Source organism: Halomicrococcus pelagicus, assembly GCF_050954125.1.
Genome location: NZ_JBPBWC010000019.1, coordinates 35585 through 56792, shown reverse-complemented (window position 1 = coordinate 56792; position 21208 = coordinate 35585). Strand labels below are relative to the sequence as shown.

General features: G+C 68.6%; 23 protein-coding genes. 15 read left to right on the top strand and 8 right to left on the bottom strand.

What is annotated here, in order from left to right:
- Positions 1-26: 26 nt before the first annotated feature.
- Both ACRYA2_RS22330 and ACRYA2_RS22325 read right to left on the bottom strand, forming a co-directional pair.
- On the bottom strand, positions 27-341 hold the full coding sequence (locus ACRYA2_RS22330; RefSeq protein ID WP_433633207.1) for a HalOD1 output domain-containing protein: 315 nt from the start codon (positions 339-341) through the stop codon (positions 27-29).
- Between the two features lie 213 nt (positions 342-554).
- Positions 555-854, bottom strand: a complete 300-nt coding sequence (locus ACRYA2_RS22325) for a HalOD1 output domain-containing protein (protein ID WP_433633205.1) — start codon at positions 852-854, stop codon at positions 555-557.
- 432 nt (positions 855-1286) lie between these two features.
- On the opposite strand from ACRYA2_RS22325, the gene dinB reads away from it, so the two are divergent.
- Both dinB and ACRYA2_RS22315 read left to right on the top strand, forming a co-directional pair.
- Positions 1287-2570 (top strand): DNA polymerase IV, encoded by a 1284-nt coding sequence (gene dinB / locus ACRYA2_RS22320; RefSeq protein WP_433633202.1) that lies wholly within the window; start codon positions 1287-1289, stop codon positions 2568-2570.
- Positions 2571-2858: 288 nt separating this feature from the next.
- Entirely contained in the window at positions 2859-3134 is a 276-nt protein-coding gene (locus ACRYA2_RS22315; RefSeq protein ID WP_433633200.1) for a hypothetical protein, read from the top strand.
- 1 nt (position 3135) lies between these two features.
- Here ACRYA2_RS22315 and tpiA read toward each other — a convergent pair whose 3' ends face one another.
- Entirely contained in the window at positions 3136-3780 is a 645-nt protein-coding gene (gene tpiA / locus ACRYA2_RS22310; RefSeq protein WP_433633198.1) for a triose-phosphate isomerase, read from the bottom strand.
- A gap of 115 nt (positions 3781-3895) precedes the next feature.
- Here tpiA and ACRYA2_RS22305 point away from each other — a divergent pair, with 115 nt between their 5' ends.
- A complete protein-coding gene (locus ACRYA2_RS22305) occupies positions 3896-4444 on the top strand; it encodes a gluconate 2-dehydrogenase subunit 3 family protein (RefSeq protein WP_433633196.1) in 549 nt (182 codons plus the stop codon).
- Positions 4441-6072, top strand: a complete 1632-nt coding sequence (locus ACRYA2_RS22300) for a GMC family oxidoreductase (RefSeq protein WP_433633194.1) — start codon at positions 4441-4443, stop codon at positions 6070-6072. Before ACRYA2_RS22305 ends, ACRYA2_RS22300 begins: the two co-directional genes overlap by 4 nt.
- Position 6073: 1 nt before the next feature.
- On the opposite strand, the gene ACRYA2_RS22295 is transcribed toward ACRYA2_RS22300, so the two are convergent.
- A complete protein-coding gene (locus tag ACRYA2_RS22295) occupies positions 6074-6985 on the bottom strand; it encodes a DUF4349 domain-containing protein (protein WP_433633192.1) in 912 nt (303 codons plus the stop codon).
- A gap of 215 nt (positions 6986-7200) precedes the next feature.
- Positions 7201-8154: a TIGR03557 family F420-dependent LLM class oxidoreductase gene (locus ACRYA2_RS22290; protein WP_433633190.1), complete on the bottom strand. Its 954-nt coding sequence runs from the start codon at positions 8152-8154 to the stop codon at positions 7201-7203.
- Between the two features lie 243 nt (positions 8155-8397).
- On the opposite strand from ACRYA2_RS22290, the gene ACRYA2_RS22285 reads away from it, so the two are divergent.
- The 9 genes from ACRYA2_RS22285 to ACRYA2_RS22245 all read left to right on the top strand — a co-directional run bounded on the left by ACRYA2_RS22285 (position 8398) and on the right by ACRYA2_RS22245 (position 13787).
- Positions 8398-8583: a methytransferase partner Trm112 gene (locus ACRYA2_RS22285; RefSeq protein ID WP_433633188.1), complete on the top strand. Its 186-nt coding sequence runs from the start codon at positions 8398-8400 to the stop codon at positions 8581-8583.
- A 25-nt stretch (positions 8584-8608) separates the two neighbouring features.
- Positions 8609-9160 (top strand): DUF7524 family protein, encoded by a 552-nt coding sequence (locus ACRYA2_RS22280; RefSeq protein WP_433633187.1) that lies wholly within the window; start codon positions 8609-8611, stop codon positions 9158-9160.
- A gap of 86 nt (positions 9161-9246) precedes the next feature.
- Positions 9247-9762, top strand: coding sequence for a DUF7523 family protein (locus tag ACRYA2_RS22275; RefSeq protein WP_433633185.1), 516 nt, complete (start codon positions 9247-9249; stop codon positions 9760-9762).
- A gap of 69 nt (positions 9763-9831) precedes the next feature.
- Entirely contained in the window at positions 9832-11319 is a 1488-nt protein-coding gene (gene cysS, locus ACRYA2_RS22270) for a cysteine--tRNA ligase (protein WP_433633183.1), read from the top strand.
- 114 nt (positions 11320-11433) lie between these two features.
- Positions 11434-12066: a DUF6517 family protein gene (locus tag ACRYA2_RS22265; RefSeq protein WP_433633181.1), complete on the top strand. Its 633-nt coding sequence runs from the start codon at positions 11434-11436 to the stop codon at positions 12064-12066.
- A gap of 77 nt (positions 12067-12143) precedes the next feature.
- Entirely contained in the window at positions 12144-12299 is a 156-nt protein-coding gene (locus tag ACRYA2_RS22260; RefSeq protein ID WP_433633179.1) for a hypothetical protein, read from the top strand.
- The gene (gene corA, locus ACRYA2_RS22255; RefSeq protein WP_433633177.1) at positions 12296-13270 is read left to right on the top strand and encodes a magnesium/cobalt transporter CorA; all 975 of its coding nucleotides are present in this window, start codon (positions 12296-12298) and stop codon (positions 13268-13270) included. Before ACRYA2_RS22260 ends, corA begins: the two co-directional genes overlap by 4 nt.
- A 140-nt stretch (positions 13271-13410) precedes the next feature.
- On the top strand, positions 13411-13557 hold the full coding sequence (locus ACRYA2_RS22250; protein WP_433633175.1) for a hypothetical protein: 147 nt from the start codon (positions 13411-13413) through the stop codon (positions 13555-13557).
- Positions 13554-13787 carry a hypothetical protein gene (locus ACRYA2_RS22245; RefSeq protein ID WP_433633173.1) on the top strand — a complete coding sequence of 78 codons (234 nt, stop codon included), beginning with the start codon at positions 13554-13556 and terminating at the stop codon, positions 13785-13787. The genes ACRYA2_RS22250 and ACRYA2_RS22245 overlap by 4 nt, the downstream gene beginning before the upstream one ends.
- Positions 13788-13833: 46 nt before the next feature.
- On the opposite strand, the gene ACRYA2_RS22240 is transcribed toward ACRYA2_RS22245, so the two are convergent.
- From ACRYA2_RS22240 to ACRYA2_RS22230, 3 genes are all read right to left on the bottom strand, one after another.
- Positions 13834-14154 carry a 2Fe-2S iron-sulfur cluster-binding protein gene (locus ACRYA2_RS22240; RefSeq protein WP_433633171.1) on the bottom strand — a complete coding sequence of 107 codons (321 nt, stop codon included), beginning with the start codon at positions 14152-14154 and terminating at the stop codon, positions 13834-13836.
- A gap of 59 nt (positions 14155-14213) precedes the next feature.
- Positions 14214-15257 (bottom strand): FAD-binding oxidoreductase, encoded by a 1044-nt coding sequence (locus ACRYA2_RS22235; protein WP_433633169.1) that lies wholly within the window; start codon positions 15255-15257, stop codon positions 14214-14216.
- 138 nt (positions 15258-15395) lie between these two features.
- Positions 15396-18440 (bottom strand): FAD-binding and (Fe-S)-binding domain-containing protein, encoded by a 3045-nt coding sequence (locus ACRYA2_RS22230; RefSeq protein WP_433633167.1) that lies wholly within the window; start codon positions 18438-18440, stop codon positions 15396-15398.
- Between the two features lie 92 nt (positions 18441-18532).
- On the opposite strand from ACRYA2_RS22230, the gene ACRYA2_RS22225 reads away from it, so the two are divergent.
- Positions 18533-19708, top strand: coding sequence for a M24 family metallopeptidase (locus ACRYA2_RS22225; RefSeq protein ID WP_433633165.1), 1176 nt, complete (start codon positions 18533-18535; stop codon positions 19706-19708).
- 689 nt (positions 19709-20397) lie between these two features.
- Complete coding sequence (locus ACRYA2_RS22220; protein ID WP_433633281.1) at positions 20398-21192, top strand: aldo/keto reductase; 795 nt, start codon at positions 20398-20400, stop codon at positions 21190-21192.
- Positions 21193-21208: the final 16 nt, after the last annotated feature.

Here is a 21208-nt window from a genome sequence, read left to right as displayed (position 1 = left end):
CTCCGGCGTTCACGCTGGGGAGGATGTCATTCTTCGCTGACGACGACCTGTCCGCTGGCGTCGACCGTCACGTCGTAAATCTCGTAGGTGAAGGTGACCGAGACGTTGTCGCGCGACTCCCCGTACCGGCGAGCGCGGAACAGGGCGTCGAGAGCGTCACAGTTGACGACGGAGTGCAGTGGTTTCATCGCGTTCGGGGCGGTGTCCATCACGTTCGAGAGCGCTCGGACGACGCCCGCGCAGGTCTGTCCGTTTCGCATCTCTCGCTCGATGTCGAACACGTACGTCTTCGTTGACTCCGCTGGGTTTTCGTCGCTCTGAGATTCAATTTCGATATCCATTCGGTATCAGCCCGGACGATTCCGGTGATTACTACTCTCACTCAGAGGGTGAGCTTCATATAGCTGTCGCAAGCTGGAGGTACAACCCGCTGGTACGACGGTCGCACGGTTTCGACCTTCCCGGCGATGGCTCGGGGCGAACCGGTCCGCTCGCGAGCGCAACTGCGTCGGTCGAACGCACTTCCGGAAGCGGGCCGGGGGAATCTCGTCCGGTCAGTCGCCGCCGGCGTCGACCTGCGACTCACCTATGCCCTCTATCTCGACTCGTCCGTCGCTGTAGACGGTGACGTCGTGTTCACTGTAGTCGAAGGCGACGTGACCCTCCGCTCGCGGCGTCCCGCAACGGGTCGGCCCGAACAGCGCGTCGAGCGCGTCGGGGTCGACGAGTTCGTACAGCACGGGCCGAACGTCGGTTGGACTTATTCCTTCGAACTCGGCGACGGCTTCGATCACGGCGATGCTGAGCCGGTCGCCGTTCGAGGCGTGTGAGCCCATCTCATCCGGCTCTTTCACATCTCCTCCAATAAATATGTCGAACGATGGCGCATACCTCGTCCGACGAGTACGGCCGAGCACCCGGCCCCCGACCGGCGTTTTCGGCGAGACGGTGCTCCGTCGGCAGCGACTCCGCCGAGACGAACGGAAGCACTGCCGCGGCGGCGGTGGCAGTCCAGCGCCGAGCCATCCCGTACCAGCGCCGCGGTCAACTCCGCATGTGGGGCCGTTCGTAGTCTGTGCTGCCGCACATCTTGCACCAGGTTCGGCGCGTCTTGTACTTCTTCCCGCAGTCCGCACAGACCCACCGCCTATTGAAGCGGTTCATGGCCGACCGTTCACACACAAGTTATTTTAAATGTTTCACGGATAGAAAATAATGTCTGGCGCCGGCGTCACTTTCGCCGCGGTTCGGACAGTTTAATCCGCCCAGCGCGACAGGTACGGACGATGACGGACCACGGCGGTTCGAATCTGCCGGGGCTCGACGACGAGGACGAGGAGGACCGCATCGTCCTCCACGTCGATATTGACTGTTTCTACGCTGCCTGCGAGCGCCTGCGAGAGCCCGAACTGCGGGGCGAACCGGTCGTCGTCGGTATGGGCTACGAGGACGGTGCGACCCACGGTGCCGTCGCCACCGCGAGCTACGAGGCCCGCGAGTACGGCGTCGAGAGCGCCCAGGCCATCTCGACCGCGCTGGAGCGTCTGCCGCGCAAGGCGACCGCCGACGACCCCGACACCGACCACGACCCGGCGGAGGCGGGCTACTACCGTCCGGTCGACATGGAATACTACCAGTCGGTCAGCGAGGACGTTCGCGAGATACTCCACGACTCGGCCGGGACGGTCCGGGAGGTGAGCGTCGACGAGGCGTACCTGGACGTCACCGACCGCACTGCGTGGGAGGTCGCGGAGGGGTTCGCCCGCCACGTCAAGCAGCGCATCGACCGCGAGGTGGGCGTCACCGCCAGCGTCGGCGTCGCGCCGAACATGAGCGCCGCGAAGATCGCCAGCGACTACGACAAGCCCGACGGACTGGTCGTCGTCGACCCCGACGAAGTTCAGGCGTTTCTCGCGCCGCTCGACGTGGAAGAGGTCCACGGCGTCGGCCCCGTCACCGCCCGGACGCTCCGCGAGATGGGCGTCGAGACGGCCGGCGACCTCGCAGACGCCGACCCCCGGGAACTCGAGGACGAGTTCGGCGAGCGCGGCCGCGAGCTCCACCGGCGCGCTCGCGGCGCAGACGAGCGCGACGTGACCCCGAGGGGCCGTCCGAAGAGCCTCTCCCGGGAATCCGCGTTCACCGACTCCACGACCGACGCGGCGGAGACGCGCCAGCGCGTGACGACGCTTGCCGCGGCGGTCGCCGAGCGTGCGAAGAGCAAGGACGCGATGTACCGCACAATCGGCATCAAGGTCGTGACGCCGCCGTACGACGTGAACACCCGAGAGCGCTCCCTTCCCGGTCCCGTCGACGACCCCGACCTCGTCGAGGACGTCGCGCTCGAACTGCTCGAGGAGTTCCGGGACGACCCCGTCCGGAAGGTCGGAGTGCGCGTCTCGAACCTCCAGTTCACCGAGAACGACCAGGCCAGTCTGGACGGGTTCGACGCAAGCAGGACGGACGGAGCGGGCGACGCCGACACGGCGACCGAACCGGACGACGCGAGGCAGGAGAGCACCGGAGACGACCCGGACCCTTCGGGGCAGGTGTCGCTCTCCGACTTCTGATACCGACGAACGGCCAGCCAGTCGGCGCCCGTCGGCCTCCTCGCACGACGTTGGTCCCTCCCGACGGCCCGGCGACGCAAGCATTTAAAACGGAGGACGCGGCCACCTCCCGCCGTGACCTGACCGACCGCCGCGACGGGGGCCGAGGCTGGAGCGCGACGCACCCCTCGCGACCGAAGCACACCCGGGCGTCGCCTGTTCGCTATTCCGTACCTGGCGAAAGCGTCGACGCAAGGTCGTCCCTGCCGCCCCACAACCGCTAAGAGACCGCCGCCCCGACCGTCGAGCATGAACAAGCTCGCCGAGGCCGGCGAAGGTCGCTGGCACCTCCCCCGACACGCGCACGTCGTCGTCTACGAGTCCGGGCGGGGCGACGAACTGCTCACGATCTACGACTGCGGGGCCGCCCAGAAGTCGCCGTCGGCGCAGTTGATCGGGAATCTCGTCCGCGTTCGCGCGGACCACGAGCAGGAGCACACGGTGACGGGCTACGTTCTCAGCATGCGCGAACGCTCGGTGCTCGAAGCCCAGGACGAGGACCACTTCGTCGTCGTTCCGGAGTGAGCTACAGCGGTTCGACGAGCGCTTCGAGGGCGGCACGAGGGTCGTCGGCCTTGGCGACGCCGCTGGCGAGCAGGACGCCGTCCGCGCCGAGTTCTCGTGCGGCGACCAGGTCCTCGCCGGTGCTGATGCCTGCGCCACAGAAGACGTCCACGTCGTCGTCGACGCCGGCGGCCGCGTCGACGGCGTCCGTCACCACGTCCGGATCGGCCTCGCAGACCGGCGTCCCGGTGCCGATGAGTTCCGGCGGTTCCACGGCGACGGCGTCCGGACCGAGCGCGGCGGCCGACGCTATCTGGTCGGGGTTGTTCGCACAGACGGTCGTTCCCAGGCCGGCGCGCTCGGCGGCGTCGAGCGCAGCGTCGATGTCTGCGAGCTTGAGGCGGCGCTCGGAGTGGTTCAGTAGTGTTCCAGTCGCGCCAGCGTCCGCGACCGCCTCCGCGAGCGTCGACCCGGTGTGGCTGCCGTGCTCGACGGGGGAGACGTGTTGTCCCCAGGTCTCGACTCCCGTCTCGGCGACGCGCTGGAGGTGGGCGGCCTGCGGTGCGACGGCGACGTCCGCGTCGCTGTTCTCGCTCACGTCGCGGGCGGCCTCGGCGATTTCCACGGGGTTACAGGGGTACGCTTTCAGGTTGACCAGAACGAACATACCCGGAGCGACTGTCCGTGCACCCAAATAAATTGTGTGAAGCAATCGTTCGGGCTGATTCCGGCTCGGCGGGGAAGGCAAGGCTGAAGTTTAGGCTCGCCTAACCGCGGACGAGATGGGCGAACGGGAGTTGACGCGCCGGGACGCGCTGGCCGCGCTCGCCACCGTCGGCGCCGCGGCGGGGGTCGGCGCGGGGACCGCCTTGCTCGATCGCGCACCCTGGAACGCGGAGGAACCGCCGCTGGGCGACGCTGACGTCGAGACGCTCGTCGCGCTCGCGGAGGTCCTCTACCCCTCCGACGTGACTGGAATCCCGGAGTTCGTCCAGACCTACTCCGTCCGTCGCGTCGAGACCCGTGAAACGTACCGTCGCGGGATGAGCGACGCGCTCGCCACGCTCGACGACTACGCAACCACGTGGAAGGACGTCGAGTTCGCGGCGCTCTCGCCCGGCGGACGCGACGACCTCCTGCACGACATGGCGGTCCACACCGCCGACCCGGACCCGGAGGGCACCGACGCCGAACGAATCCGTCATTTCCTCGTCGACGACCTGCTGTACGCCCTCTACACGTCTCCGGCGGGCGGGAAACTCGTCGGAACCGAGAACCCGCCCGGCCACCCCGGTGGACTCGACAGCTACCAACGGGGGCCGGAGTCGTGAGCGAGAGCGCGACGACCGACCGCACGCCCGGCGAACGCGCGGACGTCTGCGTCGTCGGGGCCGGGCCGGCGGGCGCGCTGGTCGCTCACTCGCTGGCGCGCCGCGGACACGATGTCGTCGTCCTCGAAGCGGGCGAGCGGTTCGACCCCACGAGCGAGGAGCGACGCATGGAACGCCACCTCCGGCCGGGCTACGATCCGCTCTCCGTCTGGGACATGGGCGGGCCGCGAGACGCCTACACGGCTCCGGGGAAGCGCCACTACCCGCTCAACGCCGCCCGGGTCAAGGGCGTCGGCGGGACGACGCTGCACTGGCAGGGGATGGTGTTCCGGTTCCACGAGTCGGACTTCGCGTCGTGGCCGCTCGACTACGCCGACCTCCGGCCGTACTACGACAAGGCGGAACGGGAGATGGGCGTCGCGGGCGCGGACGACAACCCCTTCGCACCGCCGCGCGAGGAGCCGTTTCCCCTCCCCGCGTTTCCGCCCTCGCACAGCGACTCCGTCTTCGCAGACGCGTGCGAGCGCCTCGGCGTCGCGATGCACTCGGTGCCGAACGCTCGCAACTCGGAACCGAACGACGGTCGGGGCCAGTGCGTCGGCTACGGCACCTGCAAACCGGTCTGTCCCTCCGGCGCGAAGTACAGTGCCGACGTCCACGTCCGCAAGGCCGAGGCAGAGGGGGCACGCGTCGTCGACTGCGCCCCGGTCCAGCGACTCGTCCACGACGACGCGGGCGACCGCGTGACGGCGGCAGTCTACGCCACGCCGGACGGCCGGACGCACCGCCAGACGGCCCGCGAGTTCGTGCTCGCCGCCGGCGGCGTCGAGATTCCTCGCCTCCTCCTCCTCTCGCGCTCCGAGCGGTATCCGGACGGTCTCGCCAACCGGAGTGGCGCGGTGGGACGCTACTTCATGGACCACCTGTTCGCGGGGATGGGCGGCACCGTCGACCGGCGGACGCGCCAGCACCACGTCGGGTTCATAACCAGCGAGTGCCACCAGTTCTACGAGGACCCGACGCGGGCCACTTCGGGCACCGAGGGCGGAATCCCGGCGTGGTCCGGCGACGGGCCGGAACCGGGACCGCTGAAACTGGAGTTCCTGAACTACGCCGGCCCGACGCCGGTCGGCCTCGCACTCGACGCCGACGAGTGGGGCGACTCGTTGCTGGCGTCGATGCGGGAGGCGTACGGCAACAGCGTCGGCATGGGCGCACTCGCGGGACAGCGTCCACGGAAGGAGAACCGCGTGGAACTCGACCCCTCGACCACGGATGACCGCGGCAACCCCGTTCCGGCGATTCACTGGCGCGTCAACGACCGGACGCGAGCCACCCTGCGACGCGCGAACGAGATTCAACGCGCGATTCTGGACGAACTCGGGGCCGACGTGACCTGGCGGGTCGGTCCCGGGAACACGGGGCCGGCGTTCCACCACATGGGCACGACGCGGATGGGCACCGACCCGGCGTCGAGCGTCGTGAACCCCCGACTCCGGACGCACGACCTGCGGAACCTCTCGGTGGCCTCGAGCAGCGTCTTCGTCACGAGCGGCGCGTTGAATCCCACGCTCACCATCGCCGCGCTCGCGCTGAAGGCCGCGGACCACGTCGACGAGCGTCTGTGAGTCAGTTCTCTTCCGTCGCTGCCTCGGTCGCCGTCCGCCGTCGCCGCCACAGGACCACCGCGCCAGCGACCGGGACGCCGAACACGACAGCGTACGGCAGGAGGTACGCACCGCCGACGACGAGTGCCCGGAGAACGACCAGCGTTCCCCCTACGGAGTCGACGAACGCGGCGACGACGTCCGTCTCGTACCACGCCCGCTCGTCGCCGGTCGCGGTCGGCTCGGGATCGGGTTTCGGTTCCGCGAGTTCTACCGTTATCGTCGAGTAGGCGACCCGCCGCTCCAGGGACTGCTTTTTCGCTTCGAGGCGTTCGATGTCGGACTGGACCGTCGAGAGGCGCTTCTGGACTTCGAGCACCGCTCCAGTGTCGCTCGCGTTCTCGTAGAGGGTGCGGAGACGCTCGCGCTGGGAGCGCAAGTTCTTCAGTCTCGCGTTCAGGTCGACCAGCCTGTCGGTCACGTCCATCGTCGCCGTGTTCGACTTCGTCACGTTCCCCTCGCGTTCGCCCCGTCGGAACGCGGTCGAGAAGTTCTCCGACGGCACCCGGAGGACGAGCGTCCCGGTGGTCCAGGTCCGGTTCTTGCGCTGGTGAACCTGTTCGCTGGAGTCGCTCACGAAGCCACCTCGCGAGCGTGCCATCTCCGTCAGATTGTCGTGGGCGGCGTCGAACGACTGGACTCGGAGCGTCACGTTCCCCGTCCGGACGAGCGCGCGCTGCCGTACGTCCAGCGCCGACCGCTCTTTGTCGCCGGCCCGGTCGTCCTCGTTCGACGGTGCGCCGGCCCCATCGGTGGCGGCACCGTCGCCGTTCGCCGGGGCCGCCGCGTCGTTGCTACCGCCCGAACAGCCAGCCAGGACGACGAGGCTCGCCAGCGCGAGCGCGAGAAGGAGTCGTCGGTTGCGAGTCGGCATGCAGCCATCTGGTACGACAGATGACAAAGTTGTTCGGTAGGATGAAAAAATCGTTTCACCCTTCCGGGCGGGAGACGCGGGAATTCGACCGTGGGTCCGCCGAGGGAGGGCGACGGACCGACGTCCGGTCGCGGTCGCGCGGACGCTGTAAGTCGGATAGCCGCGCGGCGGGTCGTCCGCCACGAAGCGTCGCGTGGTCGGCGAACTCCGCGAGTTCAGTCGAACGCGGGCAGAACGTCCTCCTCGTAGAAGTCGAAGAACGACTCCTGGTCGGGACCGATCTGGTGAACGTAGACGTGGTCGTAGCCCGCGTCGACGAACTCCCGGAGGTTCTCGACGTGGGTCTGGGGGTCGGGGTCGGTGACGATGCTGTCCTCGGCGATGTCCTCTCGGGAGACCATCTCGCAGGCCTGCTCGAAGTGGGTCGTCGTCGGCAACTGGGAGTTGAGTTCGCCGGACAGCGCCGAGTTCGGCCACCACTCGTGGGCGGTGTCGATAGCCTCCTCCTCGTCCTCGGCGTAGCACACCGTCATCTGACTGTAGCGCGGCCCCTCGCCGCCGGCTTCCTCGTACGTCTCGACCACGTCTTGCGGGCCGACGCTCCAGAAGCCGTCGCCGATGTCGGCCGCCGCCTTCGCCGCCTTCTCGCCGAACGCCGAGACGACGATGGGCGGCAGTTCGTCGGGCAGGGTGAACAGTCGCGCGTTCTCGACGGTGAAGTGGTCGCCGTAGTAGCTCTGCTGGCCGCCCTGCCAGAGCTTCCGGATTATCTCAACCGCCTCTTCGAGCATCTCCATGCGAACGCTGTGTTCCGGCCAGTGCTCGCCGGTGACGTGCTCGTTCAGGCGTTCGCCGGTGCCGACGCCGAAGAAGAACTGCCCGTCGAACATCTCCGCGGTCGTCGCGGCGGCCTGCGCGACGTTGACCGGATGGATGCGCATAATCGGGCAGTTGACGCCGACGCCGACCGGCAGGTCGTCGGTCGCGCGCGCCACCGCCCCGAGCGTCGACCAGACGAACGGCGCTTCCCCCTGCTGGCTGGTCCAGGGGTGGAAATGGTCCGAGATGGACGCGAAGTCGAAACCGACCTCCTCGGCGTGGGCGGCGTAGTCCGCGAGTTCCATCGGGCCGTGCTCCTCGCTGGACAGCGTGTAGCCGATCTGGCTCATCCGTCCCTCCTGGCGGTCGTCTGTTCTATCATCCTCACACCCGTTCTTCCGTCACTGCGCGCATCAACGCTGTGGCCGCAACGGAATGTCGGCCGCTGGCGGCCGGTTCGGTCGGCGCGAAAGCGGTCGCACTACCGTCCCGGCGGCCGACGGGGACGGTGCGAACGGCCGGAAGGGCGCGTGTGGCGCGAACGGCGGCGTCGAATCCGTAGGCTTTTGCCCTCCGATTCCGTCCCCCCGGACATGAAGCAGTCCCTGATGGACATCGTCTGCTGTCCGCTGGACAAGCAGGAACTCGAACTCGACGTTGACGTCGAAGACGACGAGGAGGTCCTCGAAGGTACGCTCACCTGCACGGAGTGCGGCGAGCGCTACCCCATCGAGGACGGCATCCCGAACCTCCTGCCGCCGGACATGCGTGAGGCCTGACGGTAGACACTGACAGGAGGACACCGTGTCGGAGACCCTTCCCGTCGACCTCAACCGCGACGGCCTCCACGACGTCGACGTGCCGGCGTCGTTCGAGGCCGACGGCTCGTTCGCAGTCGCACTGGAGAACCACGGCGCACCGGTTCACGTCCACCTCCGGTTAGACGACGAACTGGGCGAGGTCGCCACGCTCGAGGCGAGCAACCACTACGTCGAGGAGGGCTCGACTCGGTCGGTCGGGGTCGAACTCCGCGGGGACCTGCCGGCGAGCGGCCGGCTCAAGGTCGTCACGGGGTACGGCGCCGAGAGCGCGTACGTCGACGTGAACGTCGAACCCGAGGAGCGCAGCGACGCCATCCCGGTGGACGACGACCTCACCACGCCACGGCGGCCGACGACCGAACGGGACGACGACCCCGGCGAACTTCGGCGCAACCTCCCGCTCGTCGCGCTCGGCGTCGCGGCCCTGGCGCTGGCCGTCACCGCCGGTCTGCTCGTGAACGGTCTCGCCGCCCTGTTCGGGACGCTCGTCGTTCTCGTGGGAGTCGGCGTCGCGGCCTACTTCCTCCTGGATTGACGTCTTCTCCGCCCTGAAGGCGGGGCTTTCTCCGTGACTTTCCGTGACCGCATCCCTTTTCACGCGACTCTCCGTCTCCTCGGGTGATGTCACTCGCAGCAGTCACCCGTGAGGCGGCGGACGGCAGGCCGTTCCTGCTCGCGGCGCTGCGCGCCGGCGTGGTGAACTACACCGCCGCTGCCCGATATCTCGAGTCGACAACCGACCTGACGGGAGACACCGAGGCCATCGCGACCGCCCTCCGGCGGTACGCCGAGGAGCTTCCGGACGAGGACTCCGAGTCGCGGTCGGTCCGGGTCGCCATGGAGAGCGGCCTGGGGGCGGTCGACGGGACGTCCGAGCGCGCCGGTGACGCCCTGCTCGCGGTCGGCGACGCGGCGTTCGAACCCGGGGCCGGATCGCTCACGGGCGTCGTCGCCACGGGCGAGGTGGACGCGGCGGCGCTCTCCCACGCGCTCTCGCGGCTCGCCGCCGCGGGCGTCGCCGTCGTCGCGGCGGCGGTCGGCGGCGACGCGCTGGTCGTGGTGGTCGAGCGCCGGGACGGGGCGGACGCCGTCCGCGTGGTCGAGGACGCGCTCTCGGCAGTGCCGGCGACGGGGTAGCTCGCCCCGTCGGAGGCGACGAGTGACGCTTCCGACGGTTTAAAACAGCCGGTGCTACTACCCTTGTCCATGACACTCTCGGTGACGAACACGCTCACGGGCGAGCGGGAACCGTTCGAGCCCCAGGACCCCGACTCGGTCCTGCTCTACTACTGCGGATTGACGGTCTCCGATTTCGCCCACCTCGGCCACGCTCGCGGCTGGGTGCACGTCGACGTGATGCATCGCTGGCTGGAACACCTGGGCTACGACGTCCACCACGTCGAGAACATCACGGACGTGAACGAGAAGATAACCGCCCGGGTCGGCGAGGACGACCTCGGTGACAGCGAGAGCGAGGTCGCCCGTAGCTTCGTCACCGAGACCATCCGGGACATGCGGTCGCTGAACCTCCGGCGCGCTGAGGTGTACCCCCGGGTCAGCGAGCACGTCCCCGAGATAATCGACCTCGTGGAGACGCTCGTCGAGAAGGGCTACGCCTACGAGTCAAACGGTTCGGTGTACTTCGACGTGACGACGTTCGACGACTATGGCAAGCTATCGAACCAGGACGTCGAGGAGATGGAGGCCCAGGGCGCAGACGGCGAACTGGCCGAAAAGCGCCACCCCGCGGACTTCGCGCTCTGGAAGGCCGACGGCGTGGACGAAGGTTCCGTCGAGGAGCACCGCGACCCGGACACCGACTACGCCGTCGACCATCCGGAGGGCGAGACGTGGGACTCGCCCTGGGGCGAGGGCCGCCCCGGATGGCACATCGAGTGCTCGGCGATGAGCATGACGCATCTGGACGAGACCATCGACGTCCACGTCGGCGGCCAGGACCTCGTCTTCCCGCACCACGAGAACGAGGTGGCCCAGAGCGAGGCCGCGACCGGCCAGCAGTTCGTCCGCTACTGGTTGCACGTCCGTCTGCTCGAGACGGAAGGCGAGAAGATGTCCTCCAGCCTGCAGAACTTCTTCACGGTCCGGGACGCCGTCGCCGAACTCGGCGCGAACGTCGTCCGGATGTTCCTGCTGTCGACCGCATACGACAACCGCCAGACGTACAGCGACGACACCGTGGCGGAAGCCGAGGACCGCTGGGAGCGCCTCTCGGCCGGCTACGACCGGGCGGTGGACGCGCTCGACGGCCCCGACGCCGGCACGAAGGTCGAGGACGACGACCTCCGGGCGGCAGTCGAGGACGCCCGCAAGGCGTTCGCGGACGCCATGAACGACAACTTCAACACGCGCCGGGCGCTCGCCGCGCTGCTCGACCTCGTGACCGCGGCCAACCGTCACCTCGACGACCGCGAGGCGTTCGACTACGTCGGCCTCCGGCGGACCGTCGAGACGTTCGACGCGTTCGGCGGTGGCGTCCTCGGGTTCACGTTCGGCGGGGAGACGGAGGGTGACGTGCGCCTCGCCGAGAACCTCGTCGAACTCGTCCTCGACGTGCGCGAACGGGAGCGCGAGGCGGGGAACTACGAGCGGGCCGACGAACTCCGGGACGAACTCGAAGCCGTCGGCGTCGACGTCCAGGACACCGACTCCGGACCGGAGTTCCGCCTGCCGTAGCGCGGTCTCCGTTCCGCTCGTCGCGCTGCCGTTTTCTTCCGGGCGCGACCCCACTCGTTTTCGTCGCTCCGGGCCGTCGCTTTTATCCCTTGGCGGGGTAAACCGGGGGGCTGTATGCGACGGAAGTCCCTCACGGTCGCGGTGCTCGTCGTCGTCCTCACGAGCGGTTGCGTCGGCTTTCTGCTCGGCGACACGCTCGCGTTCAGCGCGTCGAAGGCGACGGTGAGCGACGCGGCGCTCTCAGACGCCGGGTACGAACAGAAGCGGGTCGACAAGGTGGTCGAGAACCGGACGTTCGAGGCCGGCGGCCAGTCGCGGAAGGTGAAGGTGACGAACTGGGTCGCCGAGTACGAGAAGGGGCTCAGCGTCGAGGGCACCGGACAGAAGCCGGTCGCCTCGTTCGCCACGCTCAGCAGCCCGCGGTTCGAGATCGCCGGCGAGTCCGTGAACCCGCTGGCCCGGTACAGCGACCGAAAGCTCGTCGAGAAGTTCGTCCAGCGGTACGAAGGCGTCAAGGACGTCCGGAAGGTCGGAGGACGCAACGCGACGATGCTCGGCAAGGAAACCTCCGTCTCGAAGTTCGAGGCGACCGCAACCGTCGCCGGCCGCGAGGTCGACGTGACCATCCACGTCGCCAAGGTCGAGCACGGTGACGACGTGGTCGTGGCGATGGGCGTCTACCCGTCGCTCGTCGACATGGAAGACGACGTCTTCCGCCTGATAGAGGGCGTCCAGCACGAATCCTGAGCGACGATGGCGCCGTCGACCGCGGGACGCTCGCGAGCGCACCAACGCTTATTTCTCGCCCCCGCCGCAGGTGCAGTATGAATCGCACGCTCGCCGCCGGTCTCGCGCTCACGCTCGCGGGGCTGGCGGGCTACGTCGCGGGAATCGTCGCACCGTACTCGGGCCGCGCGCTGTCCGTCACCGGCGTCATGGTGGGCGTCACGCTCGTCGCCGTCGGGAGCGGCAAGCGATGATAATGGCGTTGACGTACACCGCCGACGAGGTCCGACGGTTCGACGACCCGGCCGCGGCCCGCGACGCGCCCGGGACCGCGTGGGTGCGCGCGACCAAGGCGACCCCGGAGGAACTCGACCGCGTCGCAGACGTCTTCGGCATCCACCCCCTCTCCGTCGAGGACGTGCGCAACGGCGTCCGGGCGAAGACCGAGGAGTTCGGCGACCACGCGTTCGTCCTGCTGAAGACCGCCGACCTGGTACTGGGCGAAACGACGTTCGACGAGGAGATACGCACCGAATCGGTCGGCCTGTTCGTGGGCGACGACTGGCTGGTCACCCTCTCGGAGCACCAGATAGCGACGGTCGACCGGGCGTGGAACGCGGTCGAACGGGACGGTCGTCTGCGTTCGTACGGCCCGGACTTCGCCGCCTACCGCATCGTCGACAGAATCGTCGACGCGTACTTCGAGGAACTAGACCAGATCGAGACCCGAATCGAGGAGGTCGAAGACTCCATCATCGACGACCTCGACGTCGCCACCCTGGAGGCGATAAACGGGGTCCGTCGGGAGCTGCTGTCGTTCCGGAAGCTCCTGTGGCCGACGCGGGAGGCGGTCGGCGTCCTCGCGCGCGGCGACCCCGACCAGGTGCGGACCGAGACGGAGAAGTACTTCCGGGACGCGTACGACCACGTCGTCCAGCTCGTCGACCTGACCGAGACGTACCGGGACCTGGCCAGCGGCGCGCGCGACATCTACCTCAACTCCCTGTCGATGTCGACCAACGAGGTGATGAAGAGGCTGACCGTCGTCGCCACCATCGTCCTTCCGCTGACCTTCGTCGCCGGCGTGTACGGGATGAACTTCGAGGGGAGCCCGTACAACATGCCGGAGCTCGGCTGGCAGTTCGGCTACCCCGCGGTGCTGCTGGGGATGCTCTGCGTGACCGTCGTCCTCGTGGCGTACTTCCGCGAGTCGGGCTGGCTGTAAGGGCCCGTCGCCGGACCGCAGGGGGATAGTGGCGCTCGACGGACCCGTCTCGGCGGCCCGAGACCGTTCGGCCGAGCCGTCGCCGGGCGGCAGGGGGCTGGCCCGAAACTACAAACTCCACCCCCTCGTCACACCGTCACATGGCTACGTGCCCGCACTGCGAATCGAACATCACGGAGTGGGCGGAGCGACTCGAACAGGCGTCCGCGGCGAGCACGCCGAAGGTGTGGACCTGCCCGGACTGTGACTCGGTCCTGGGAATCTCGGACTGGGGGTCCAGCGCATGAGCGTCTCCGGGTGGCGACGCCGCGAGGACCTCGAAGGCGGCAAGCAGATTCGCGTCTGGCTCGACGAGGAGGAGGACGTGGAACTGTACGTCGAGAACCTCACGTACCGCGACGAGGGGTACGCCGTCTACCAGTACGACGTCGACGCGGACGAGTGGACCACCGTCGCCGAGACGGACTCGAAGGCGGACGCCGTCGAACGGGCCATCGAGTGGGCCGAGAGCGACTGACGCCGGGTCGTCGCCGACGACCGGACGGCGCGACCGTCGCCGGCGCTCAGCGGTCCACCTTCTGGCCCCAGAACCCGTCGTGTTTCTCGACGGAGACGTCGCCGTACACGGCGGTCTGGCAGGCCAGTCGAAGGCCGGCGTCGGGGTCGTGGGGCGGCAACTGGAGGCGACGCCGTTCGTCGCTCGTCGGTTCGCCCACCTCGCCGTCGACCTCGACCGCGCACGTGCCGCAGGTCGCGTGGCCGCGGCAGTTGAGGTAGTTCGACGTCCCGTTGTGTGGCGACTCGCCCGCTTCGAGCAGCACGTCCCGGAGTATCATTCCCTCATCGCAATCGAGTTCGCGCCCGCGGAAGTGGACTGTCGGCATGGAACGCGCTACGGTCCGTGAGGGGATATGCGTTCCCACGGCGAGGCCCGGACCACCGACTACCCGAACCCCTCGAACTCGACGTACTCGTCGGGCACTCCCAGCGACCGGACCGTGTCGACGAGCGTCCCGACCATCACGTTGATGCCGCAGGCGTACACCTCCAGGTCGCTCGGGTCGACACGGGCGTCGACATCGTACTTCGGGTCCTGGTCGGCGACCCCCGCCATCTTCCCGTCGAGGTCCGCCCTCGCCGCCTCAGTGAGATACTTCACGAGGGTCTGCTGGACGTACGACGTCTCTCCGTCCCAGTCGGTGAGATACTCCTCGCGGGAGCAGGTGGGGACGAAGTGGAAGTTCTCGCGCTCGTCGTCGAGTTCGCGGAACCGCTCGCGGTACGGCAGGTCGTCCTCCCACGACGCGCCCAGGAACAGCCAGAGGTCGCGCCGCTCGCCGCCGACCTCGTCGCGACCCTCCTCGAACGTGAACTCTATCATGCTCTTGAGCGGCGCGACGCCGGTCCCGGTCGCGAGGAACGCCATGTCCCGCGTCGACGGTTCCTGCAGGACGAACTCGCCGTTCGGCCCCCGAAGGACGACCTCGTCGCCCTCCGATATGTCTGAGAACATCTTCGACGTGAGTCGCCCACCCGGGACGCGCCGGACCGCAGTCTCGATGGCGTCGTCGTTGGGCGAACTGGCGATGGAGTAGGGGCGCGGCGTGTCCTCGAACCGGACGGTCGCGTACTGACCGGGGACGAAGTCGAACTCGTCGTCGAACTCGAACCGCAACTGGAGCAGTCCCGGGAAGGAGCGCTCGAAGCGCTTCCGGAGCGTGTCGACGACGGTCCGCAGGTTGCCGTAATCCTCCTCGTCGAGCAGCGACTCGAGTTCGTCCCAGTCGATATCGTTGGCCGCCAGGCGTTCGACCTGCGCTCTCACCTCGTCCCTGCCGTGTTGGTCCAGCAGGTCGAACACGCGGTCGACTATCTCCTCGGTGCGATTCTCGTCGAGGTGGTCGACGCTGCTGACCGTCGCAGAGTCGGTCAACAGCGGCAACTCCTGGGCCCGTTCGTGCTGGGAGTGCTGAGACGGAACCTCCATGATTGCCACCCGTTCGGATGCCACCATTGGGTGCGAGCCTGAAAACGGTTCCCGCCATCTCCCGGGAGAGCCCCCGTCGCGACCGTGCGCCGCGGGGCCTGGTCGGTGACCGGACGCGACCGACGACGTCGATGGCGACTACTCCAGCGCCGCGGCGACCTTCTCGACGGGATGTGGTGGCTCCTCGCCGACCACCTCGCTGTCGTCCAGTTGCGTCCGACAGGACGCGCCGGGCGCGACGACTTCCTCGCCGTCGCTGGCCGCGACCTGGTCGAACAGTATCGAGCCGACGGCACGGCTCATCGAGTAGTGTTCGGCCTCGTACCCGAAACTGCCCGCCATGCCACAGCACCCGGAGTCGAGTTCGTCCACGTCGTAGCCCGCCGCCCGGAGGACGCGGACCGCGTGGTGGTCCTTCTTCGTCGCCTTCTGGTGGCAGTGGCCGTGGTAGGTCAGCGACCCACGGCCGTCGAGCGAGAGGTCGAACTCGAAGGAGTCGAGGTACTCGCAGACGCCGTAGGTGTTCGCAGCGAGGCGCTCCGCGGCGGTCCGAATCCCGCCGGCGTCGGGGTCGGCGCTTCGCGGTTCGTCGTACTGCCCGCTGGACCGACCGGACGGCTCCGACGCGCCCAGGAGGTCGAGGTAGTCCGACTGGAGCATGACGGCGTCGGAGGGTTCGACCACGACCACGTCCCAGCCGTCCCGGACGCGGGGGACGAGCGCCTCGACGTTCCGCCGGGCGCGCTCGCGGGACACGTCGAGAAAGCCCTTCGAGTGGGCCGGACGACCGCTGGCGGTGACCCCGTCAGGAATCGCGACGTGGACGTTCGCGGCCTCGAGCACGCGAACCGCGGCCTTGCCCGCGTCGGGGTGGTTGTAGTTCGTGTACGTGTCGGGAAAGAGCAGGACGCGGCGGTCGGCGTCGCCGACCTGAACCCGACAGCCCCCGCGGGCGTCGAACCAGTCCTCCAGGCTCTCGCGGTGGAACGTGGGCAGCGAGCGCTCGCGTGCGACGCCGATTGCCTTCTCCATCACGGTGCGCGCCCCCGGCACCTTCGACGCCCAGTTCGAAACGGGCGCGAGCGCGCTGCCGAGTTCGGAGAGCCGTTCGACGTCGGCGAAGAGGCGGTCGCGGAGGCTCGCGCCGTTGCGCTGGTGATGTTCGTGTTCGACCTCGGCTTTGAGTTTCGCCATGTCGACCTCGCTGGGGCAGTCGCGAGCGCAGCCCTTGCAGCCGATGCAGAGGTCCATCACCTCCGCCATGAACTCCACGTCGAACTGCTCGCCTTCCGGGAGTTCTCCCGACATGGCTTGCCGGAGGAGGTTCGCCCGACCGCGCGTGGAGGTGACCTCCTCGTCGGCGGCCCGGTAAGTCGGACACATCACGCCGCCCGTGGTCTCCTGGCCGCCGCGACAGCCGCCGCAGCCGTGACAGAGCTCGACCATCCCCTGGAAGCCGTTCTCGTTCTCCCACTCGAGCTGGGGGTCGAAGCCGGCGTCGAACTCGTAGTCCGAGTCGAACCGAAGGTTCTCGGTCATGTCGACGTCGCCGCAGACCTGGCCGGGGTTCAACAGCCAGTCGGGGTCGAACGCCGTCTTGAGCTCCCGGAACACTTCCCAGACGTCCTCGCCGTACAGTTTCCGATTCCACTGCGTGCGCGCCCGGCCATCGCCGTGCTCGCCCGAAACGCTGCCGCCGTACTCGACGACGAGGTCCGTCACCCCGTCCGCGATGTTCTCCATCTGGTTCACCCCGGCCGGACTCTTCGTGTTCACGAGCGGCCGGATGTGCAGGCACCCCGGGCCGGCGTGGGCGTAGAAGCTGGCGAACGTGTCGTTGTCTTCGAGCACCTCCTGGAAGTCCGCCACGTAGTCCGGCAGGTTCTCGGGCGGAACCGCCGCGTCCTCGATGAAGCTGATGTGCTTCGCGTCAGAGGTCCGCGAGAGCAGGATGGGGAGGCCCGCCTTCCGGAGCTTCCAGAACCTGGCGCGCTCGGCCTCGCCGTGGGCCTCCATCAACGCGAACGAGCGGTCCCCGTCGCGCGCTTCCCGCAGGGCGGCCACCTTCTCGCGGCCCTCCTCGTCGTCCTCGGCGTAGAACTCGACGAGCAGCACGGAGTCGGTGGCCTCGGGCAGCATCCCGACCACGTCCTCGAACTCGTCGGTGTCGCGTGCGAGGTCCAGCAGCACGTCGTCCAGCACCTCGACGGCGGCCGGGTCGTGGTCGAGGATAGGTGCCACGTCGGCCATCGCGGTCAGCAGGTCGTCGTAGGCGAACAGCGCCATCGCCTTCGTCTCCGGGACGGGTTCGAGGCCGACGGTCGCCTCCGTGACGATGGCCAGCGTTCCCTCGCTGCCGGCGAGCAGGCGTGCGAGGTTGACGCTTCCGTCGTCGGCCTCCGCGACCAGCCGGTTCAGGTTGTACCCCGAGACGTTGCGCTTCAGGTCGGGAAACGCCTCCCGGACCGCGTCGGCCTCCTCGTCGACTATCCGCAGGACCTCGGCGTGGATGCGCGCTTCGAGGTCGCCGTCGGGGTCGGCGCGCGCTTCGAGTTCGTCCAGCGTCACCTTGCCGAAGGTCGTCACGGTGCCGTCCGCGAGAACGACCTCGCACTCCTCGACGTAGGCGTCGGTCTTGCCGTACTGCAGGGAGTGTGCCCCCGTCGAGTTGTTGCCGATTGCGCCGCCGAGGGCGCTCTTGTCGCCCCACGCCGGGTCCGGCGCGAACTTCAGGTCGTGCGGTGCGAGCGCCGCGTTCAGTTCCGCGAGGACGACGCCAGGTTGGGCGCGGGCGGTCCGGGCGTCGGGGTCGGTGTCGAGCAGCGCGTCCATGTGGCGGGTGAAATCGAGGACGACCGCTTCGTTGACGGCCTGGCCTGCGAGGCTCGTACCGCCGCCTCGGGGGAGGACCGGAATCTCGCGCTCGGCGCAGTACTCCATCACCGCCGCCACGTCGGCGGTCGACTCGGGGAAGACGACGCCGATTGGCGTCACCTCGTAGGCGCTCGCGTCCGTCGCGTACAGCTCCCGGGAGTACTCGTCGAACCGCACCTCGCCCGCGACCAGACGCGACAGGTCGTCGACGAGCGCGGGGCGTCGGACGTCCTCGGAGGCGTAGTCGTAGTTCGCGCGCTCGTCGCTCGACGGATTCCCAACCGGGTCGGCCGCGTCACGCCGTGCCATGGGTGGCCGTTGGTACCCCCCGGCGAAAAGTGATGCGGGACGCGACCTGCCAGTCCCGGTATCGTTTTGTCCGTCGCCCGTCTCGCCCCGGTATGGACCCAGACCTCTCAGCGCTCGACGAGGCGCTCGGTTCGGCCGGGGCCGACGGCTACCTCGTCGACGCCGACTCGACCGACTCCGACCAGCTCTATCTCTCCGGGTTCGACGCGCCCGACCCCTTCCTCACGCTGTACGAGGACGGCGCGGTCCGCCTGCTCGTCTCCAGCCTGGAGTACGGCCGCGCGCAGACCGAGAGTCGCGCTGACTCGGTCGCACGGCTCGCCGACTACGACTACCGGTCGAAAGTGGCCGAGCACGGTCGGGCCGGGGGCCGCCACCGCGTCGTCGCAGAGTTCCTCGACGACCACGGCGTCGAGTCCGTCGTCGTCCCCGAGCGGTTCCCGGTCGGGACCGCAGACGGCGTTCGGGAGCGGGGCGTCGGCGTCGCGGCCGACGAGTCCGAGGTCGTCACCGACGTCCGCGCCACCAAGACCGACGAGGAGGTCGAGCACGTCCGGACCGCCCAGCGCGCCAACGAGGCTGCGATGCGGGCGGCCGAGGACCTGCTGTCGGCGGCGTCGGTCGAGGACGGTATCCTGCAGTACGAGGGGGAACCGCTGACCAGCGAGCGCGTCAAGGAGGAGATAGAGATGACGCTGCTGCGCCGCGGCGCGGCGCTCGACGAGACCATCGTCGCCTGTGGGGCCGACGCCGCCGACCCACACGACCGCGGCAGCGGCCCGCTCACGGCCGACGAGCCGATCATCGTCGACATCTTCCCGCGGGACAAGGCGAGCAAGTATCACGCCGACATGACCCGGACCTTCCTCCGGGGCGACCCCTCCGACGAACTACGGGAGCGGTACGACAGCACGCACGAGGCGCTGGAGGCGGCACTGGCCGCCATCGAGCCAGGCGCGACGGGCGAGGACGTTCACGACGCCGTCTGCGACGTGTACGAGGACGCCGGATACGCGACCCTGCGCAGCGACCCCGACGCCGAGACGGGGTTCATCCACAGCACGGGCCACGGCGTCGGTCTCGACGTGCACGAACTCCCGCGACTGAGTCCCAGCGGCGGGGAACTGGTACCGGGCCACGTCGTCACCGTCGAACCCGGGCTGTACGACCCCGAGGTCGGCGGCGTCCGCATCGAGGACCTCGTCGTCGTCACCGAGGACGGCTACGAGAACCTCACCGACTACCCCGTCGAACTCGTTCTGGACTGACCGTCCCCGCCCCGACCGTTCGCGCGCCTGCCACAACCGGCAAGTGCGCTTCGGACGAATCGAACCCCGTGTTCCGACAAACTGACGAGTCACGGGTGGAGGAGACGACGCGAGAGGGACGGGTGGGGTCCGACGGCTCGAGCGGACTCGTGCGCGGGCTCGCGATGGGCGTCGCCTTCGTCGCCGGGTTCGTGTACGGCCGGCGTTCGAGCGGCGAGGGCGGCGTCGACGAGACGCTGGAGGACGTCGATATCGACGAGGCGTCCGAGGCGACGGACGCGCTGAAGGACATCAAGGACGAAGTCGACGAGACGCTGAAGAGCGTAACGGGTGACGAGGAGGGGTCCGAGACGACCGAGGAGTCCGGGACTGACGAGGGGACCGAATCCGTCGCGCAGTCGAGTCAGGCGGTCGAACAGCCCAGTTCGATGGGCAGCGTCGCGGGCGAGGAGGAACGCGAGGACGAGCGCGAGACCGAAAGCGAGGGCGAGCGGCCGACCTCGAAACCCGAGACGGTCGAGACGGAGACCGAGGGAGAGGAGTCCGGGACCGAGACGGAACCGGACACCGACGCGACCGAGAAGGAGTACGAGGAGGACGTCGACGACGACATCGAACCCCTGCTCGAAGCGACCGACATCGAGGTCGACGAGGAAGTGGCCGCGCTGTCCGCCCCGACGACGCGCGGGATGCCGATGCTCGGGATCGGCACGTACCAGATGGACGAGTACGAAGAGTGCTTCGAGAGCGTCCTGACCGCGCTGGAGATGGGCTACCGCCACGTCGACACCGCGGAGGGGTACGAGAACGAGGACGCGGTCGGCGACGCCATCGCGGCGGCGGACGTGGACCGCGAGGACCTCTTCGTCGCGACGAAGGTGAGCCCGGAGAACCTCGCGTACGACCACGTCATCACCAGCGCCGAGGAGAGCCTGGAACGCCTCGGACTGGACTACGTCGACCTGCTGTACGTCCACTGGCCGGCAGGCGACTACGACGTCCACGACACCCTCGGCGCGTTCGCGGAACTCCGCGAGGAGGGGCTGATCGAGAAGATCGGCGTGAGCAACTTCACGGTCGAACTACTCGAGGAGGCGGTCGAGGTGGCCGAGGAGCCGATATTCGCCAACCAGGTCGAGATGCACCCCCTCCTGCCCCAGCGAAAGCTCCAGCAGTTCTGTGCGCAGGAGGAAACCGACGTGGAACTGGTCGCGTACTCGCCCATCGCCCGCGGCGACGTGAGCGACGTGGACGCACTACGGGAGGTCGCCGAGAAACACGACGCCACGCCCGAGCAGGTCAGCCTGGCCTGGCTCCGCGAGAAGGAGGTCACCGCCATCCCGAAGGCGACCAGCAGGGACCACCTCCGGGACAACTGGCTGAGCCTCGACGTGGACCTCGACGACGAGGACGTCGAGACTATCGACGACATCGACCGCGAGGAACGACTCGTCGACCCCGACGTCGGCCCCTGGAACGAGTAACGGTCGCCGGAGGACG